18 protein-coding genes, 1 tRNA gene, 3 rRNA genes, 1 other RNA gene and 1 other annotated feature are annotated in these 19,393 nt (G+C 35.0%); of the genes, 16 read left to right on the top strand and 7 right to left on the bottom strand.

The window, feature by feature from the left end; genetic code table 11:
- Both BM319_RS24075 and rrf read left to right on the top strand, forming a co-directional pair.
- Positions 1-118 (top strand): 23S ribosomal RNA (locus BM319_RS24075); the annotation flags it as partial.
- A gap of 57 nt (positions 119-175) precedes the next feature.
- A 5S ribosomal RNA gene (gene rrf / locus BM319_RS24070) occupies positions 176-291 on the top strand.
- Between the two features lie 41 nt (positions 292-332).
- Here the strand turns inward: rrf and BM319_RS24065 are convergent.
- Positions 333-1,292, bottom strand: a complete 960-nt coding sequence (locus tag BM319_RS24065; RefSeq protein WP_069033999.1) for a YaaC family protein — start codon at positions 1,290-1,292, stop codon at positions 333-335.
- 115 nt (positions 1,293-1,407) lie between these two features.
- Between BM319_RS24065 and guaB the strand changes: the two genes are divergently transcribed.
- The 5 genes from guaB to serS all read left to right on the top strand — a co-directional run bounded on the left by guaB (position 1,408) and on the right by serS (position 7,548).
- Entirely contained in the window at positions 1,408-2,871 is a 1,464-nt protein-coding gene (gene guaB, locus BM319_RS24060; RefSeq protein ID WP_069034000.1) for an IMP dehydrogenase, read from the top strand.
- Positions 2,872-2,962: 91 nt separating this feature from the next.
- Positions 2,963-4,312 (top strand): serine hydrolase, encoded by a 1,350-nt coding sequence (locus BM319_RS24055; protein ID WP_069034001.1) that lies wholly within the window; start codon positions 2,963-2,965, stop codon positions 4,310-4,312.
- Positions 4,313-4,445: 133 nt separating this feature from the next.
- Entirely contained in the window at positions 4,446-5,330 is an 885-nt protein-coding gene (gene pdxS / locus BM319_RS24050; RefSeq protein WP_056471238.1) for a pyridoxal 5'-phosphate synthase lyase subunit PdxS, read from the top strand.
- 12 nt (positions 5,331-5,342) lie between these two features.
- Positions 5,343-5,930, top strand: a complete 588-nt coding sequence (gene pdxT / locus BM319_RS24045) for a pyridoxal 5'-phosphate synthase glutaminase subunit PdxT (protein WP_069034002.1) — start codon at positions 5,343-5,345, stop codon at positions 5,928-5,930.
- Positions 5,931-5,980: 50 nt separating this feature from the next.
- Positions 5,981-6,206 (top strand) — a binding site (T-box leader).
- Between the two features lie 67 nt (positions 6,207-6,273).
- Positions 6,274-7,548, top strand: coding sequence for a serine--tRNA ligase (serS, locus tag BM319_RS24040; RefSeq protein WP_069034003.1), 1,275 nt, complete (start codon positions 6,274-6,276; stop codon positions 7,546-7,548).
- Positions 7,549-7,599: 51 nt separating this feature from the next.
- Here the strand turns inward: serS and cstA are convergent, their stop codons facing one another.
- The 3 genes from cstA to BM319_RS24025 form a co-directional block, all read right to left on the bottom strand.
- The gene (cstA, locus tag BM319_RS24035; protein ID WP_091024976.1) at positions 7,600-9,393 is read right to left on the bottom strand and encodes a carbon starvation protein CstA; all 1,794 of its coding nucleotides are present in this window, start codon (positions 9,391-9,393) and stop codon (positions 7,600-7,602) included.
- Positions 9,394-9,528: 135 nt separating this feature from the next.
- Positions 9,529-10,263, bottom strand: a complete 735-nt coding sequence (locus BM319_RS24030) for a LytR/AlgR family response regulator transcription factor (protein ID WP_069034004.1) — start codon at positions 10,261-10,263, stop codon at positions 9,529-9,531.
- Positions 10,264-10,266: 3 nt separating this feature from the next.
- The gene (locus BM319_RS24025; RefSeq protein ID WP_091024974.1) at positions 10,267-12,018 is read right to left on the bottom strand and encodes a sensor histidine kinase; all 1,752 of its coding nucleotides are present in this window, start codon (positions 12,016-12,018) and stop codon (positions 10,267-10,269) included.
- Between the two features lie 232 nt (positions 12,019-12,250).
- Between BM319_RS24025 and BM319_RS24020 the strand changes: the two genes are divergently transcribed.
- Positions 12,251-12,343, top strand: a tRNA-Ser gene (locus tag BM319_RS24020).
- 178 nt (positions 12,344-12,521) lie between these two features.
- Here BM319_RS24020 and BM319_RS24015 read toward each other — a convergent pair.
- The 3 genes from BM319_RS24015 to BM319_RS24005 form a co-directional block, all read right to left on the bottom strand.
- Entirely contained in the window at positions 12,522-13,199 is a 678-nt protein-coding gene (locus tag BM319_RS24015) for a deoxynucleoside kinase (protein WP_091024972.1), read from the bottom strand.
- A complete protein-coding gene (locus BM319_RS24010) occupies positions 13,196-13,837 on the bottom strand; it encodes a deoxynucleoside kinase (RefSeq protein WP_069034007.1) in 642 nt (213 codons plus the stop codon). The genes BM319_RS24015 and BM319_RS24010 overlap by 4 nt, the downstream gene beginning before the upstream one ends.
- Positions 13,838-13,943: 106 nt before the next feature.
- Positions 13,944-14,537, bottom strand: coding sequence for a cysteine hydrolase family protein (locus tag BM319_RS24005; protein ID WP_069034008.1), 594 nt, complete (start codon positions 14,535-14,537; stop codon positions 13,944-13,946).
- Between the two features lie 82 nt (positions 14,538-14,619).
- On the opposite strand from BM319_RS24005, the gene tadA reads away from it, so the two are divergent.
- The 8 genes from tadA to BM319_RS23965 all read left to right on the top strand — a co-directional run.
- On the top strand, positions 14,620-15,093 hold the full coding sequence (gene tadA, locus BM319_RS24000) for a tRNA adenosine(34) deaminase TadA (protein ID WP_084006904.1): 474 nt from the start codon (positions 14,620-14,622) through the stop codon (positions 15,091-15,093).
- A gap of 84 nt (positions 15,094-15,177) precedes the next feature.
- An RNA gene (ffs, locus tag BM319_RS23995) (signal recognition particle sRNA large type) lies at positions 15,178-15,442 on the top strand.
- Between the two features lie 121 nt (positions 15,443-15,563).
- Positions 15,564-17,249: a DNA polymerase III subunit gamma/tau gene (gene dnaX / locus BM319_RS23990; protein ID WP_091024970.1), complete on the top strand. Its 1,686-nt coding sequence runs from the start codon at positions 15,564-15,566 to the stop codon at positions 17,247-17,249.
- 20 nt (positions 17,250-17,269) lie between these two features.
- Positions 17,270-17,596, top strand: a complete 327-nt coding sequence (locus BM319_RS23985; protein ID WP_175495676.1) for a YbaB/EbfC family nucleoid-associated protein — start codon at positions 17,270-17,272, stop codon at positions 17,594-17,596.
- A 12-nt stretch (positions 17,597-17,608) separates the two neighbouring features.
- Positions 17,609-18,205, top strand: coding sequence for a recombination mediator RecR (gene recR / locus BM319_RS23980; RefSeq protein ID WP_056471203.1), 597 nt, complete (start codon positions 17,609-17,611; stop codon positions 18,203-18,205).
- A 23-nt stretch (positions 18,206-18,228) separates the two neighbouring features.
- Positions 18,229-18,456, top strand: coding sequence for a YaaL family protein (locus BM319_RS23975; RefSeq protein ID WP_069034010.1), 228 nt, complete (start codon positions 18,229-18,231; stop codon positions 18,454-18,456).
- A 127-nt stretch (positions 18,457-18,583) separates the two neighbouring features.
- A complete protein-coding gene (locus tag BM319_RS23970) occupies positions 18,584-18,847 on the top strand; it encodes a pro-sigmaK processing inhibitor BofA family protein (protein WP_175495675.1) in 264 nt (87 codons plus the stop codon).
- 236 nt (positions 18,848-19,083) lie between these two features.
- Positions 19,084-19,393, top strand: a 16S ribosomal RNA gene (locus BM319_RS23965); the annotation flags it as partial.

Genomic DNA, 19,393 nt, shown 5'->3' with positions numbered 1-19,393 from the left:
ATTTCCCATAGCGTTAAGCTAGTAAGACCCCTGAGAGACGATCAGGTTGATAGGTCAGAGGTGGAAGCGTGGTGACACGTGGAGCTGACTGATACTAATCGGTCGAGGACTTAACTAACAAGTTTGATAATGACATTATCTAGTTTTGAGGGTACGAAGTACAACTCAATACAAATCAGGTGATTATTGCGAAGAGGTCACACCCGTTCCCATACCGAACACGGCAGTTAAGCTCTTCAGCGTCGATGGTAGTTGGGGGTTTCCCCCTGTGAGAGTAGAACGTCGCCTGGTAACGAAAAACATCAGCTATTAGGCTGATGTTTTTTTGTTTATTATGTAGTTAAAAAACGATGAATTAAATAAGGAATTTTTTGTTCCGTTGTTGTTAAAAATTGGTTTATCAAAGGATAATCATCAGTAGAATAAGTCTGTAAAAGTTCACACCACCAGTCAGTTTCATAGCGACAAATCATACTCAAGTTATATAAAAGTAGATAGTGGTAAAGAATTTCAGGTAATAATAAAAGCGCTTCCTTTTGTGATTTTATAAAATAACTTTGATTTAATATATTAAAATAAAATGGCGCTTTATTTAAAATTTTATCAGGAAAATTTGACTTAATTTTAATTTGCTTTTGATTCTGTTCAACAATTACAATATCTATTGAAGCTTGCTTTGATTGAAGAAATGAAATAAAACGTTCTGAAGTAAAATGATAGGATGACAAAATTTGTTCAGGTAAAGTAATTACATCATGATCAACAGTAGTTGGGAAAAATAAATTTCCTTTTTTGGTAATTTTAAGGATTTTATTTAATTCTGGTATTGATTGTAAAAGCTGAAGCATTGTAAATTTTTCGTTTTCTAAATTATTAAGATTAAATAATACTTTAGAAGCATGAGTAAATAATCCATTTTTTTGGATTTTAACTTCGTCATCAATAAAAGAATATCCTACTTTTTTTATTTTTCTTGAGGTAACACCATGAGCCAGAATTGCAGTGGTACTCGGGTAATCAGGATCTACGGTAAGTATGCAAGCCTTTAATAATTGTACTAGCCCATAAAACAGTAATGTAGGTTTTACATTAATTTGAGAATTTTGAGCTGCATGAAAATAACTTTTTCCATGCTCAATATAATATAAAAATGGATAAGCATTACGAAAAGCCTTTGTTTTTTGTTCCTTGGAATTAGTACGTTCATATTTTGTTTGAAGATAGTTTTTTGAATATTGCGCAGAGCTAAAATAACATAGCTCATCCCATACATTACTATACGAGTATAACATAAGAGGGGAACTCCTTATTAACTGAATATTTAAACATAATTTGACTTCCTTGACAGTGTTTTATCCTATTGTTAATCTACTAATAATATTTATACGTGTATAGGGGGGCTTTTTTATGTGGGAATCAAAATTCGTAAAAGAAGGACTTACTTTTGATGATGTTTTACTAGTTCCAGCGAAATCTGAAGTACTTCCAAATCAAGTTGATGTAAGTGTGAGATTAACTGAGAAAATTCAATTAAATATTCCATTAATCAGCGCAGGAATGGATACAGTTACAGAAGCAGATATGGCTATTGCAATGGCTAGACAAGGTGGATTAGGTATCATCCACAAAAATATGTCAATTGAAGAGCAAGCTGAACAGGTAGACAAAGTAAAGCGTTCTGAAAGTGGTGTAATTGATGATCCATTCTTCTTAACACCATCTCATAAAGTTGCAGACGCTGAATATTTAATGGGTAAATATCGTATTTCAGGTGTTCCGATCGTAAACGATACAGAGAATAGAAAATTAGTAGGTATTTTAACAAATCGTGATTTACGTTTTATTCAAGATTATTCAATTGTTATTTCAGATGTTATGACAAAAGAAGATCTAGTAACAGCTCCTGTTGGAACTACACTTGCAGAAGCAGAAAAAATTCTTCAAAAACATAAAATTGAAAAGCTACCCCTAGTTAATGAAGACGGTACTTTAAAGGGCCTAATTACAATTAAGGATATTGAAAAAGTAATTGAGTTTCCAAACTCAGCGAAAGATCAACAAGGACGATTACTTGTAGGTGCAGCTGTAGGAGTAACAAAAGATGCACTTCAAAGAGTAGAGTTTTTAGTGAAAGCTAACGTCGATGTAATTGTAATTGATACAGCACATGGTCACTCTAAAGGCGTTATTGAAAAAGTAAAAGAAATTAGAAGTAGATTCCCAGAACTAGCAATAATCGCTGGTAACGTTGCAACAGGTGAAGCAACTAAAGAACTTATTGAAGCTGGAGCAGATATCGTAAAAGTTGGTATTGGACCAGGTTCGATCTGTACTACTCGAGTTGTTGCTGGTGTAGGTGTTCCTCAACTAACTGCAGTTTATGACTGTGCTTCTGTTGCTAGAGAATACGGAGTTCCTATTATTGCCGATGGTGGTATTAAGTACTCTGGAGATATCGTTAAAGCTCTTGCAGCTGGTGGGCATGTAGTTATGTTAGGAAGCATGTTTGCTGGTGTACAAGAAAGTCCTGGCGAAACAGAAATCTTCCAAGGTAGACAATTTAAAGTTTATCGTGGTATGGGTTCTGTTGGAGCAATGGAAAGAGGAAGTAAAGATCGTTATTTCCAAGAAGGTAATAAAAAACTAGTTCCTGAAGGTATTGAAGGACGTGTTCCATATAAAGGCCCATTAGCTGATACAGTTCACCAATTAATCGGTGGAATTAGAGCTGGTATGGGTTACTGTGGTACTGCTACATTAAATGAACTAAGAGATAACGCACAGTTTATTCGTATGTCTGGTGCTGGATTACGTGAAAGTCATCCACACGATGTTCATATTACAAAAGAAGCACCAAATTACTCACTATAATAATTTAAGCAATCTACCTAGGGCAATTACAAGAAATTGTAGTTGCCTATTTTTTGGGAAATAATTGTGTTAAAATGAACAAGTGAAATTAATGGTTGGAGGTAAGACAGTGATTGGAAAGAAAATACTAACAAAATTGATCGTAATAGCATTAGCGATTACGATAATTATCCCAATGAATTTACGACCAGCTGCTGCAGAGGACGTTTTAGATATTAAAGCTAAAGCTGCGATTTTGGTTGATGCAAATTCAGGGAAAATATTATATGAAAAAAATTCAAAAGCTCCATTACCGATTGCAAGTATGTCTAAAATGATGACAGAGTATCTAGTTAATGAAGCAGTAAAAAATGGCAAAATATCATGGGATGATAAAGTAACTGTTTCTGATTATGCTCATAAAATCTCTCAAAACACTGGATTATCTAACGTACCACTTGAATTAGGTGGTCAATACACAGTAAAAGAACTTTATGAAGCAGCTGCTATTTATTCAGCAAATGGTGCGACAATTGCACTAGCAGAAAAAATTGGTGGGTCAGAGAAAAACTTCGTCCAATTAATGAACGATAAAGCAAAGAAACTAGGCCTAGGAGACGTTAAATTTGTTAATGCTACTGGTTTAGTAAATAAAGACTTACAAGGGATGCAACCAGAGGGAACTTCCCTTACTGATGAAAATATTATGTCAGCAAACGGTGTTGCAAAATTAGCCTATAATCTAATTAAAACATATCCTGAAGTACTTCAAACTTCTTCAATTCCAAAGAAAACATTCCAAGAAGGTGGAAAGTATCCTGTAAAAATGGATAACTGGAACTGGATGTTACCAGGGTTAGTATTTCAGTACCCAGGTATGGATGGATTAAAAACAGGTTCAACAGATTCAGCTGGATTCTGTTTTACTGGAACTGCTAAAAGAGATGGTCAACGTTATATTACAGTTGTAATGGGGGCAAATTCTTATAACTCAAGATTTAGTGAAACGGCTAAATTAATGGATTACGGTTTCAGTAACTTCGAAAAAGTTACATTGGTATCAAAAGGTCAAACTGTAAAAGGTAATAAAACAGTTAAAGTAGTTAAAGGTAAAGATAAAGAAGTAAAAGTAGTAGCGAAAGACGACGTTACTTTAGCTATAAAACGCGGTGAAGCTAAAAATTATAAAGCAACTGTCCAATTGTCAGGTAAGTCAATCGATAAGAATGGCAATATTAAAGCTCCAATTAAAAAAGGAACAAAGGTTGGACAAATTGTGGTTAAATCTTCAAAGAATGAAGATTTAGGATTTATCAATACTAATAATCAATCGTACGATTTAGTAGTCGATAAAAGTGTTGATAAAGCAAATTGGTTAGTTCTATCATTCAGAGGAATTGGATCATTTTTCGGGAATTTATGGGATAGCATCGTAGGCGGAATTGGTGGTTTATTTAAATAAATTTCTATATAAGTATATCAGTAATTGTTAAGTTGTCATTTTTTCAGTAAAATAAAAGTAAGGTAACTTTAACTAGGGGATAAGAAATACTAAAATGTTACCAAGTAAGCTTTAATAATGGAGGGGCATAACAATGAATTTAACAGGAACAGAACGTGTAAAACGCGGCATGGCAGAAATGCAAAAAGGCGGCGTTATTATGGACGTAGTAAATGCTGAGCAAGCTAAAATAGCGGAAGCTGCTGGTGCAGTAGCAGTAATGGCATTAGAAAAGGTACCATCTGATATTCGTGCAGCTGGTGGAGTAGCTCGTATGGCTGATACAAGTATTACTGAGGAAATTCTTAACGCTGTTAGTATTCCTGTAATGGCTAAAGCTCGTATTGGACATATCGTTGAAGCGCGTGTTTTAGAAGCAATGGGAGTAGATTACATCGATGAGAGTGAAGTATTATCTCCAGCAGATGATATCTTCCATATTAATAAATCAGATTACACTGTTCCATTCGTTTGTGGTTGCCGTAACTTAGGTGAAGCACTTCGTCGTATTGGTGAAGGCGCATCTATGCTACGTACAAAAGGTGAGCCTGGTACTGGAAACATTGTAGAAGCAGTACGTCACTTACGCCAAATCAATGGTGAAATCCGTAAAGTAGTTGGTTTATCTCGTGATGAATTAATGGTTGAAGCTAAAAACCTTGGCGCTCCATTCGAATTATTACTTCAAATTAAAGAACTTGGTCGTTTACCAGTTGTTAACTTTGCAGCTGGTGGAGTAGCAACTCCTGCTGATGCAGCTCTAATGATGGAATTAGGCGCTGATGGTGTATTCGTAGGATCTGGTATCTTTAAATCAGAAAACCCTGAGAAATTTGCTCGTGCGATTGTACAAGCTACTACTCACTATCAAGATTATGAATTAATCGCTAACCTTTCTAAAAACTTAGGTCCTGCTATGAAAGGTATCGACATGAGACAACTTGCTGCAGCAGATCGTATGCAAGATCGTAGCATTTAAGTTGGTGAATTTATGAAAATAGGTGTATTAGCATTACAAGGTGCAGTTCAAGAACATATAAATGCAATTAAAGCATGTGGTGCTGAAGCTGTTATCGTAAAACGTGTAGAACATTTAGATGGACTTGATGGTATCGTATTACCTGGTGGAGAGAGCACGGCAATGCGTAAGTTGCTTGATCATGTCGGGTTATTAGAACCTTTAAAAGAGAAAATCGAAAATGGTTTACCAGCATTCGGTACATGTGCAGGTATGATCTTACTTTCAAAAGAGATTGCAAATGATGACACGGTGCATCTAGGGGTTATGGATATGGTAGCTGAACGTAATGCCTATGGTAGACAAGTGGATAGTTTTGAAATAAACATCCCAATTAAAGGTGTTTGTGAAGACTACCCAGCTGTATTTATCAGAGCACCATTTATACGTTCCGTATCAGGTGATGCAGAGGTTATTGCAGAACATGATGGTAATATTGTAGCAGTTAGACAAAATCACATGTTAGCAGCATCTTTCCATCCCGAATTAACGAATGATTACCGTTTTATGAATTACTTTGTAGAGATGGTTAAGGAAAAAAGTGCAAATTTAAGTATGTAACTATTGAAAAAAGTAAAAGCTTATAGTAAATTATTATATAATTTAAATTGTCTAAAGCGATGAAAGAAAATAGTAGCAAGTTCTAAATTTATAGAGAGTCGGTGGTTGGTGAAAACCGATAATGAAGACTTGTGAATCCATTCTTGAGCGGGTTACGGAATGCTGTAAGGCTAGTAAGTAACCCCGGTACTATAGTCCGTTAACTATACTAAGGTGGAAGAATTACTTATTAATTCTTCAATTAGGGTGGCAACGCGGGTAGCTCTCGTCCCTTTTATGGGATGAGGGCTTTTTTGTATTCTTTTTTATCCTTTAGACAATAAAAGAATAGGAGGATTTAAAAATGTTAGATATTAAATTATTACGCAGTAATTTTGAAGATGTTAAAGCGAAACTTCAGTTACGTGGTGGCGACATAAGCTATATCGAAAAATTTGAAGACTTAGATTTAAACCGTAGAGAACTACTTGTTCAGGTTGAAGGATTAAAAAGCCGACGTAATGAAGTTAGCCAAGAAATCAGTGTATTAAAGCGTGAGAAAAAAGATGCTGAAGCACTAATTGTTGAGATGAGAGAAGTTGGAGATAAAATTAAAGCTCTAGATGAAGAGATTAGAACTTTAGAAGAGCAACTAGATGCTATTTTATTTACGATTCCAAACTTAGTTAGTGATTCAGTACCAGTTGGATTAACAGAAGACGATAATGTTGAAATACGTAGAATAGGTGAAGTTCGTACATTTGATTTTGAACCAAAGGCACATTGGGACTTAGGTGTTGATTTAGACATTTTAGACTTCGAACGTGGAGCAAAGGTTACTGGTAGCCGTTTTACTTTCTATAAAGGCTTAGGAGCTAGACTTGAACGTGCTTTAATCAGCTTTATGTTAGATCTTCATACAGAGGAGCATGGGTACACTGAAGTACTACCTCCAAACCTTGTAAATCGTGCTAGCATGATTGGTACAGGACAACTACCAAAATTTGAAGAAGACGCATTCCGTATCGAGAAAGAAGACTTTTTCTTAGTACCTACTGCAGAAGTACCTGTAACAAACTATCACCGTGACGAAATTCTTGATGCTGCTCAATTACCGATTGCATATACTGCATATAGCGCGTGTTTCCGTTCTGAGGCAGGTTCTGCTGGTCGTGATACACGAGGACTAATTCGTCAGCATCAATTTAATAAAGTTGAACTAGTGCGCTTTGTAAAACCTGAAGATTCTTATATTGAATTAGAAAAATTAACAGCTCAAGCTGAAAAAGTTCTTCAATTATTAGGATTACCATACCGTGTCATTACATTATGTGCTGGAGATATTGGATTTTCTTCTGCAAAAACGTATGACATTGAAGTTTGGTTACCAAGCTATGATGCATACAAAGAAATTTCTTCTTGTAGTAACTTTGAGGCGTTCCAAGCAAGAAGAGCGAATATACGCTTCAGACGTGATCCAAAAGGAAAACCGGAATTTGTTCATACATTAAACGGCTCTGGTCTTGCAATAGGACGTACGGTTTCTGCAATTTTGGAAAACTACCAACAAGCAGATGGCTCAGTTATTATTCCTGAAGTTCTTCGTCCATATATGGGTGGAAAAGAAGTAATTAAATAAATAAAAAAGCAGAATGTATTTGAGAGGTTCTCAGATACATCTGCTTTTTATTTAGATTGTTTTAACATTAAGTTTATAATTAGGTGTGTTCCACAATTCCATCCATTTTTTAATTGCTGCTATTAAAATTACGACTCCTAAGACTAACATAATGATAGATAAGACGCCATTTAACATACTATACCCTGCTGCATTATGGTTTAGATAAACATTTTTGATCATCCAGTATCCTGCATAGTTTACAGTGATAAAAAGGTAGGCAAGTGGAATTAAACAGGTAAGCATATACCAACGTTTATCAGCTATCTTTAATAGCACTGTTGCCCCTATAATTAATCCAATAGAAGCCATTAGTTGGTTAGATACTCCAAATAATGCCCAGATCGATCCAATATCCCCTGAAAATAAGAGATATCCCCACATAAAGCATGCTAGTGCACTAGCAAAAATTGATCCTGGTACCCAATCTGTTTTCTTTAATGGCTTATAATATTCCCCAAAGAAATCTTGAATTAAATATCGAGCTACTCGAGTTCCAGCGTCAATTGCTGTTAAAATAAATACGGCTTCGAACATAACAACAAACTGGAAGAAATAGGATGCTAAGTGACTAAACCAAGGAATAGATGTAAATATGTACGTCATACCTACCGCCAATGTTACAGCTCCACCAGTACGTCCTTCTAGACTTAATCCAATTTCTTTACTAAGTTCCGGTAAGTGGACAACATTCATTCCTAACGTTTTAAAAACTTCTGGAGTAGAGTTAATTGCAAAGTAGTCTGCTGGCTGAAGTGCAGTAGCAGCGATTAAAGCCATAATACCTACTAAACATTCAACTAGCATAGCACCAAATCCTACAACCTTTATATCGCTCCATCGATCAAGCATTTTTGGTGTTGTACCAGAGCCTACAAATGCATGAAAACCTGAAATTGCTCCACATGCTATTGTAATCGAAATAAATGGCCAAACTGGACCGGCTAAAATAGGTCCCCCGCCGTTAACAAATTTAGTTACAGTCGGAAATTGTATGGAGGGATTAATAATAAATACCCCAATAATGAGTGCAATAAATACACCGATTTTCATAAAACTACTTAAATAGTCGCGAGGTGCCAGTAAAAGCCATACTGGCAAAGCAGCAGCAAAAAACGCATAGATAGGTAGTATGATTGCCAAAGTTCTCGTATCAAATGTTAAAAAATCACCTAAAGCAGTTTCTTGTATTGTCGGTCCCATAAAGACGCCAACCATTAGTAATATAAATCCAATCGTTGAAGCTAACTTTAAATTGCCAGTTTTTTTATATAGTAGCCCTACACCCATAGCAATTGGTATTGTGATTCCAACTGCAAATGTACCCCATGGATTATTTTCAAGCGCATGTAGAACAACCATTGAAAGTCCGGCCATTGTAATTGTAATAATGAAAAGCATAGCTAGTCCCGTACAGAAGCCTGCAATTGGTCCAAGCTCTTCTTTTGCTACTTCTGATAGTGACTTACCTTTCTTTCTCATTGAAGCATATAAAACGACTGCATCATGTACCGCTCCACCGATTACAGCACCAATTAATAGCCATAGCAGACCTGGAAGATATCCAAATTGAGCGGCCAAAATTGGACCTACTAGTGGGCCAGCTGCTGCGATTGCAGCAAAGTGATGACCAAAAGAAACCCATTTGTTAGTAGGAACATAATCCTTACCATCATTTAACTCATGTGCTGGAGTAGGAATAGAATCATTTAATTTAAGTACCTTCACAGCCATAAATGTTCCGTATAGACGATATGCAATCATCAAAATACACATAGAAGCAATAACTATTGTAACCGCATTCATTTTATTTAATAAGCCTCCCTTGTTTCTTTTTATTTACACTCATTTTACTTTATGAAAATTAAATTTTTGAATTTTCAATGTAAGACGCAATAAAAATAGGTTGAGAAGCATGAATGGATTATTGAAATACAAGCTTTATAAATTAAAAAGTTGTTTAAGTTCCTTTGTGTACGTCCGACTAACAGGTACTTTTTCACCATCATTCATAATTAAATTATATGTGGAATTAAACCAAGGCTGAATTTCAATGATTTTATCTAAATTGACAATATAGCTCCGATGGACACGGGTAAATGATGTATTTTGGAGCTTTCGCTCTAAGTTGATTAAAGGCTCATTTATTCGATAAGTCATCTTATCAGTAACGACACTTGTTTTACCTTCTTGTGTAAAAATGTAGATGATCTCTTCGAACGTTATTAAAAGAATTCTTTCATCAACTGAAATAGCCAATCTATCTTGTTTTAAAAGAGGGGGATTCTTTTTTAGCTCAGTCTTAATAGATTTCATACTTAGCTTTGCTAATTTTTCAATAGTCTTTTGAATTCTTATTTCATCAAATGGTTTTAAAATATAATCAATCGCATGTAAATCGAATGCATTTAAAGCATACTCATCATAAGCTGTTGCAAAGACGATTGCAGGTTGATGGCTGAGATCCTGCAGTTTTTGTGCTAATTCTAATCCACTTTCGTCAGCTAACTGGATATCTAAAAATACAACGTCGACGTCTTCTAGTTGAATGAAATCCAATGTACTTCTAATTGAGTCCGCTTCACCGACTATTTCGACTTCCTTGCTTCTTTTTAGTAAATAAGCAAGTTCGTCCCTTGCTAATGGTTCATCATCTACAATTAGTGCTTTTAACATTAATTATCCCTCCATTACTTCTTTCATTAATGGGATTCTTATCGATACTTTCGTTCCAGTGTTCAGATCTGATTTTATTTGAAAATATTCTTTTTCCCCGTAAATTTCTTCAATTCGTTTTTTTATATTCCATAACGCTGTTCCAGTTCCCTCTTTCGACTGTATTGTTTCGTTCCCAATTGTATTTAGTAACTCTGGTGAAATCCCCTTGCCATTATCTTCGGTGATGAGAATCATATCATTATTGAACTCATATGCTTGCACAGTTACCTTTAAAATTTTTTCCTTTGAAAATGCATGTCGAATCGAATTCTCTATAAGTGGTTGAAGTGTAAAAGGGGGGATTTGAACCATTTTTAAATGAGGTTCTATTTGGAACTCAACATGGAATTTAGAAGGAAACCTAGTTTGTTCAATGGTTAAATATGCTTCTACATGTTCTAATTCCTTTTCTAAAGTGACTAAGGTCTGTCTTGCCCCTTGTAAGTTATTTCGGAAAAAAGTACTTAAATGAATTAATAACCTTCTAGCTTGATCAGCATCTGTTCTAATTAAACTAGAAATTGTATTTAAAGAGTTGAACAGGAAGTGGGGATGCATTTGTGCTTGTAATGCTTTTATTTCAGCATCTTTCACTAATTTTCGCTGTAGTTCAGCCTCTGCTAATTCCAATTGGGTAGAAAAAAGTTTAGATAATCCGTCTGCTAGTTCTTTCTCAACTTTATCTAGTTTGTTGGAATCCGTGTAATATAGCTTTAAAGATCCAACTGTTTTATTTAAAGCCTTTAGCGGCAATACGATGGCCGCACTTAAAGGGCAATCCATATGAAAGCATTGAATTTCATCTTTTGAAGTAGCAATAATAATATTTCCCTCTTTTAATGCCTTCTTAGTTAGTTTTGTTGCTAAACTATTCATTGGTTCATGGTGATCTGAACCTGCACCCACGTGAGCAAGTACGCTATTGTGATCAGTAATCGAAATTGCATCTGCCTTGGTTAATTTAAAAATAATTCTTGCCGCTTCATTACAAGAATGTGGGGTTAGTCCCTGTCTAAAAAATGGTAAAGTTTGCTCTGCAATATAGAGGGCTTTGTTTGTTTGAAGCGCGCGCGTTTTTTCTTCTTCCTGTAAAATATTTTGGATGATTAATATAAATATAAGTGTACCAAATCCATTTATTAGAATCATTGGAAGAGCAATTACTTCAACAAGATGAAGAGCTGACCAAAATGGTTTTGCGATTAAAAGAATAATCCCCATTTGAACACATTCCATAATTATTCCAATTGATACTACACTCCAAAGGGATTTGTTTTTCTGTATCCCAAATTTTTGTCTAAGCAGTCCTGTAACTACTCCCGCTACGATTGTAGAAATAGCACATGCATATGCAGTAAATCCACCTAATGTTAGACGGTGTAAGCCTGCTATTAATCCGACTCCTAAGCCAACAATCGGGCCACCAATTAGACCACCAATGGCTACTCCCATAATTCTTGTATTTGCAATTGCATTATTACTTGCTACATTAAAGTGCCATGACTGAGACATAATTGACTCATGATAAATATGAACACCAGTATAATTACTAATTACACCAAAGGCGCCAAATATAACAATTAGGATCATTTTTGCTCCAAAGGAGTGTTCATTTTGAATGATTTGTCTAAATGACTTCATCCTTGAAAGTAAAAAGGCGAGTATAACGAGAATACCCACTCGTTCCAACATCAGCGGTATAAGTTCAAACATTTCTCTCTCCTTAAAAATTTCTAATGTTTTTAAATAGTAGTACCATTATAAATACAAATGAATTGTCTGTATATTTTTTCTGCTTATAAAAAAGCCGTATATTTTATTAGTAAGATGACAATAATACCTGTTGTAAAAAGGTTAGTTTTATTACCGGAAAAAAATTGTAATATTTTTTAGAAGAATGCTTGACCATGTATTTTTCATATGGTATTATAAATCTTGTCAATACGGAGTAATACCCAAGTCTGGCTGAAGGGATCGGTCTTGAAAACCGACAGGGGTGTAACAGCCCGCGGGGGTTCGAATCCCTCTTACTCCTCCATTTTTTAAATTAATAGAGTGCATATATATTGTAGACTCGTTACATTATTGTAACGAGTTTTTTATTTGTTTTTTTGACATTATACAGTAAAACGACAAAGAAAAAGCTGCAAACTTTAACTGATACAGTTTGCAGCTTTTATATATATATTTACTAAATAAGATGAATGTCTTACTTTTTATGATCTAGATTTCATATATTTTTGTGAATGATTTAGTACGTTTCCAATCTTCTTAACGATTTCTTCTACAGAAGATTCATTTTTAATTAAATCATACTCGCTAATACTTAAACGAAGTACAGGACAAGCATTAAAGTTATTAATCCAGTTTTCGTAACGTGTATTCATTTCTTTCCAATATTCAATAGGAGTTTGTTGCTCCATTGGACGTCCACGCTCTTTAATTCGCTCAACGACTTCATCGAATGTTCCCTCTAAGTAAATTAATAAATCAGGAGCTGGGAAATAAGGTGACATAACCATAGCATCAAAAAGGCTAGTATATGTTTCGTAGTCTACTTCACTCATCGTTCCTTTTTCGTAATGCATTTTCGCAAAGATGCCAGTATCCTCATAAATTGAACGGTCTTGTATAAATCCACCGCCGTATTCAAACATTCTTTTTTGTTCTTTGAATCGCTCTGCTAAGAAGTATATTTGTAAATGGAAGCTCCAACGAGCAAAATCTTGATAAAATTTATCTAGGTATGGGTTTGTATCTACTTTTTCAAATGATGTACGAAAGTTTAGCGCATCTGCAAGCGCATTGGTCATAGTAGATTTCCCTACACCTACTGTCCCAGCAATTGTAATAACTGCATCGTTTCGTATTCCGTATTTTTCACGTAAATTCATATACTTCTTAGCTCCTTTTGTAAGGTGTTTTCTAACGACTCTAGTATCATCGCTAAATCTCTCGGGTTATTAACGAAGTCAATTTGATCACCGTCAAATTTTAGTACTGGAATTTCAGGGTATTTAGCTTGAAATTCTTTCATGTGTGTCTCGTAATCTTCAATTAACTGAAGTAGGTACTGGTCCTCGATCAATTGTTCGAATTCTCTACCACGAAGTTGAATACGCTTTTGTAGCGTCTCAAGGCTTGCCGTTAAGTAAATAACCACATTTGGCTTTGGCATATCCTCAGTTAATATTTGATATATTTTTAAATATTTATCATGCTGCTGGTCTTTTAATGTTCTGCTAGCAAAAATTAAATTCTTAAGGATGTGGTAGTCTGCAACCACTGGAATCGATTTATTAAGAAACATTCTGTCTATATCTTCTAATTGTTTAAATCGATTACAAAGGAAAAACATTTCTGTTTGGAAACTCCACTCTTCAATGTCCGTATAAAACTTACCCAAAAAAGGATTTTCATCTACAATTTCTTTTAATAGTTCATAATGAAAGTGTTCAGAGATCGCTTTGGATAGAGATGTTTTTCCGACACCGATTGGTCCTTCTACTGTTATAAAAGGTACACGTATCATCTCTTGTCCTCCTTACTAGTCAAATTCCGTATCATACTCAAAAAACATACAGAAACTATTTTAACATACTGTAGTCAGACGGAATACAATTTTAAAATTTTTCCAATTACTGATAATTGTTGCTCACTAAATGATCGATCATTTCTTCGATTTCTTGAGTTTGAATAACCATAGCATTTAAAATGTCCTTCATCATATAAATTGCAACTTTCTCATCATAATCAGTAACCGAGGAAATTGCATCTTGAGGTATAATTAAGTTATAATCCCGCATAAATGCATCATTTGCTGTAAAAAGTACGCAACGATTTCCCGCAACCCCTACAATAACCAAATGGGTAATATTTAATTTTTTAAGTAATTCATCTAAATTTGTTAAGTAAAAACCTGAGTAGTTAGGCTTAAAGATAAAATAATCTTCCTCATTTGGTTGTATATGCTTTATTAATTCGTAGCTTAAAGGATTGAGGCAATGCTTAATAAGTTTTTCTTGAGTCGGGTTTTCGATTTTATAATGATCATTAACATATATAGTAGGAAGTTTTTTGTTTTTAAAAATGTCTCTTATGTAATTTATTTTCGGAACCATATGGATTGATTTTTCCGCAAGAACACTTCCATGTTTAAATGTAAATGAGTTGATTAAGTCGACAATTAATAATGCAGGCAACTGCTTGTCTTTTTGATTTGAAGAATTCAATCGGCTTCACTCCAATCTATGTTTAGTTTATCTACTCGTAAAAAGAATATTTGTTTGTTAAAGAAATAAAGAGGTGTAAAGTTTGAATAAAGATGAGTTTTATATGAAGTTGGCAATAGAGGAAGCACTAAAAGCAGAGCAAATAGGGGAAGTACCTATTGGAGCTGTATTGGTTTACAACGACCAAGTCATTGCACGAGGTTATAATTTACGTGAAACAAAACAAACAGCTTTAGGTCACGCAGAAATGAGTACAATAGAAGATGCGTGTAAAGTCATTGATTCTTGGCGGTTAGAGGAAACAACTCTATATGTAACACTGGAACCTTGTCCAATGTGTGCGGGCGCTATCATTCAATCAAGAATACCAAGAGTCGTTTTTGGTGCAAAAGACCCGAAGGCAGGCTGTGGAGGATCCATTTATAATCTTTTGCAAGAAGATCGATTTAATCATCGTTGTGAAGTTAGTTCGGGTATATTAGAAGAAGAATGTGGTAAATTATTAACGAATTTCTTTAGAGAGTTGCGATCTAGAAAGAAAAATTTACCTTCATAAGGACAAGGATTGATTTTTTATTTCGGTTCGTATATACTTTAACTACCGCTTCAATCAGCGGTTTAAAATTAGGTTTTAACTTTGCCGTGCTAGGTGGGGAGGTAGCGGTGCCCTGTACTCGCAATCCGCTCTAGCGAGACTGAATTCCACTCCGAGGTGTATCTATTTCAGGGTCTGCCTTAAATAAGTGGTGTTGACGTCTGGGTCCTACGCAACGAGAACTCATGAACCTTGTCAGGTCCGGAAGGAAGCAGCAATAAGTGAGCCATCTCGTGTGCCGTAGGGGTGCCTGGGCCGAGCTAACTGTTTAAGTAACGCCTGGGGTAGTGCATCGACGAGTGGTGCACGGCAGTAACTTTATAAAAACTCACTCAATTTTGAGTGAGTTTTTTTGTTTTCTTTAAAATATTTTCCATCAAATCATTACATAGGGTATAATAATGATGACTTTGTAAGAAGGAGGAAACTAATTGACTTATCAAGCATTATATCGTTTGTGGAGACCGCAGCAATTTAAAGATGTCGTGGGTCAAGATCACATTGTACGAACGTTACAAAACTCCCTTCTTCAGCAAAAAGTATCACATGCATATTTGTTTACAGGTCCGCGTGGAACAGGTAAAACGAGTACAGCAAAAATCTTTGCAAAAGCTTTGAATTGTGAACATGCACCTACTAATGAACCTTGTAATGAGTGTGCCATTTGTAAAGGAATTACTGATGGATCAATTTCAGATGTAATTGAGATCGATGCTGCATCAAATAATGGTGTAGATGAAATACGTGATATTCGAGAAAAAGTTAAATATGCTCCTTCTGTAGGCAAATTTAAAGTGTACATAATAGATGAGGTCCATATGTTATCAATAGGGGCTTTTAATGCATTATTAAAAACATTAGAAGAGCCTCCAAGTCACGTTATCTTTATATTAGCTACTACTGAACCACATAAAATACCTTTGACCATCCTATCAAGATGTCAACGTTTTGACTTTCATAAGATAAGTGCTCAAACGATTTCAGATCGATTGACAGTTGTATTGAATCATCAGCAAACAGCAATTGAACCAGAAGCTTTGATGATGTTATCTCGTGCAGCTGAAGGTGGAATGAGGGATGCGTTAAGCATTCTGGATCAAGCTATCTCATATAGTGATGAATCCATTTCATTAGATGATGTTTTAGCGGTAACAGGCACAGTTGCTCAAGAACGTTTAATATCCGTTGTTTCAGCAATAATAGATGGTAATGTTTCAGTTTGTTTAACTAATATTGAAGAACTATTAAACCAAGGGAAAGATCCAGTTCGGTTTATTGAAGATTTAACAGTCTATTATCGAGATATTCTATTATATAGGCATTCGCCAAGTACGATTGAATTACTTGAGAGAGCAACACTTAGTGATCAATTTAAAGAGCTTTGCGATGCATACAATGACGAGTTAGTTTATCAGATTATCGCTTCATTAAGTAAAAGTCAGCAAGAAATGAAATGGACTAATCATCCAAGAGTTTTACTTGAGGTGGCAATTGTACAACTTTGTCAAAAGGCTTCTGTGAGCGGTATCGGTAAAAAACAGGACGAGCTGACACCATTAATTAATAAAATTAACGCTCTTGAAAAAGAAGTGAAATTTTTAAAGGAAAATGGTATTACAGTAAGTGGAACGAATGATTCCTCTACTAGTCCAAAACCGAAATCGACTACATCTCGTTCAAAAATACCAAGTAGTTTAATACAAGGTGTATTAAGAGCTGCTTCTAAACCAGAAAAAAATAAAGTTTTAGCAGTTTGGACATCACTTCAAGATCAATTAAGGCAACAAAATAAGGTTTCTACTGCGACATTAGTCTCATATGGTGAAGTTGTGGCAGCTTCTTCTGAACAGTGTATTGTTGCTTTTAAATCAGAGACAATCTGTGATCTAATCAATAATAATGGTGAACAAGAGCACTTAACAACGATTAATCAAACATTATCAAGTTTATTAGGTGCAGAAATGAGTATGTTAGCAATTCCCGAAGAAGATTGGAGATCGACTAGGGATTCATTTTTAAATACAACAAAACAAAAAGAGACTTCAACAGAAGTTTCACCAATTGTGCAAGAGGCAATCAATCTTGTTGGTGAAGATTTAGTAATTATTAAAGAATAACTATATTGGAGGAAATGAAAATGATGCGTGGCGGAATGGGCAATATGAATAATATGATGAAACAAATGCAAAAAATGCAAAAACAAATGGAACAAGCACAAAATGAATTAAACGAGCGTACATTTGTTGGTACAGCTGGCGGTGGAATGGTAACTGTAACAGCTAATGGATTAAAACAAATTGTTGATGTTACGATTAAGGAAGATGTAGTAGATCCAGAAGATATTGAAATGTTACAAGATTTAGTTTTAACTGCAACTAATGATGCTATTAAACAAATTGAAGATGAAACAGCTAAAACAATGGGGCAGTTTACTAAAGGAATGAATATTCCAGGATTATTTTAAAGGGTAAGACATATGCATTACCCTGAGCCGATATCCAAATTAATAGATAGTTTTATGAAATTGCCAGGGATTGGTCCCAAGACGGCCGTGCGACTGGCGTTTTTTATGTTAGATATGAAGCAAGACGACGTGCTAGACTTTGCAAAATCAATGATAGATGCGAAAAGAAAACTACTTTACTGTTCAGAATGTGGCCATATAACTGATCAAGATCCTTGTTATATTTGTAGTGATCAACATCGAGACCGATCTACGATTTGTGTAGTGCAAGATACGAAAGATGTTATTGCTATGGAAAAAATGAGGGAATACCAAGGTTTATATCATGTACTTCATGGTGCAATTTCTCCTATGGAGGGAGTTGGGCCTGAAGACATTAAAATTATGGAATTATTGAGCAGATTAAAAGATGATGTAGTACAAGAAATTATTTTAGCTACCAACCCGAATATAGAGGGTGAAGCAACTGCTATGTATATTTCTAGGCTATTAAAATCTACGGGTATAAAAATTACTCGAATCGCACATGGTCTACCAGTAGGCGGAGACTTAGAATATGCAGATGAGGTTACACTCTCGAAAGCTCTGGAAGGTAGAAGAGAACTTTAGAAACTGATTAATGGAGAGAGACCATGGGTTTTTTTCGAAAAAAAGGAAAGATTCGTAAAGAATTTGATGAAAAGTTAGTTGATAAACTACATGACTATAAAGATATTTACTTGAGTCAGGTCGAGTTAATGGAAAGAAGTGTAGATCCACCAGATGATCTATTAATCCATGTTAAGCTTTATCAAGCTAAGTATTTCTTCTTATTAAAAGAAGCAAAAGCTAGAAATGTTTTAATAACAAGAATGAAATAGGTAAAAGAGTTTATTGTTTAGGCAATAGGCTCTTTTTTTTATTAATGTTTTTTGTCATTGATTAGTTCCTTTTCTCATACAATCTTAGTAAAAGGTGTACAAGTTATATGAGGGGAGTTTTTTTGTGGTGAATAGTATTATTATGATTTCAGTTGTATTGTTTGTAATCTTATTTCTATTATTAGTAGGTCTACCAGTAAAAGCTTTAAAACTAATTAGCAAATACGTATTAAGAGGCATTGTATGTGTCATGATTGTCTTTATACTGAACTATGCTTTAGCTTCAAATAATTTTCATATTCCAATTAATACTGTTACTTGTGCATTCTTAAGTGTATTAGGTGTTCCAGGTATTGTAGCGTTAAGTGTAATTGGCATTTATATCGTTTAAAAAATATATATAAAAAGTTTTAAAAAACTGTTGACCATTTATCGAGGGGATGTTATATTTATATACGTCGCTGATGGCGATAACAAAAAAAGAAAAAAACAACTGTTGACAGATTTTGTCGAAGATGATAAACTGATTAAGTTGTTAAAAAACAAGATGATCTTTGAAAACTAAACAAAACATGAAGTAAACGTCAATTATTAGTTTTTTGAGCAATACAAGATTTAAACTTAATTTTTATGGAGAGTTTGATCCTGGCTCAGGACGAACGCTGGCGGCGTGCCTAATACATGCAAGTCGAGCGGATTAATGGGAGCTTGCTCCCGTTAGTTAGCGGCGGACGGGTGAGTAACACGTGGGCAACCTACCTGTAAGACTGGGATAACTTCGGGAAACCGGAGCTAATACCGGATGACATAAAGGAACTCCTGTTCCTTTATTGAAAGATGGCTTCGGCTATCACTTACAGATGGGCCCGCGGCGCATTAGCTAGTTGGTGAGGTAACGGCTCACCAAGGCGACGATGCGTAGCCGACCTGAGAGGGT

The organism is Bacillus sp. UNCCL81 (genome assembly GCF_900112535.1).
GTDB classification, from domain to species: domain Bacteria; phylum Bacillota; class Bacilli; order Bacillales; family Bacillaceae_G; genus Gottfriedia; species Gottfriedia luciferensis_B.
Note: the sequence above shows the minus strand (reverse complement) of the source record. Positions and strands in the feature narration are given on the sequence as shown.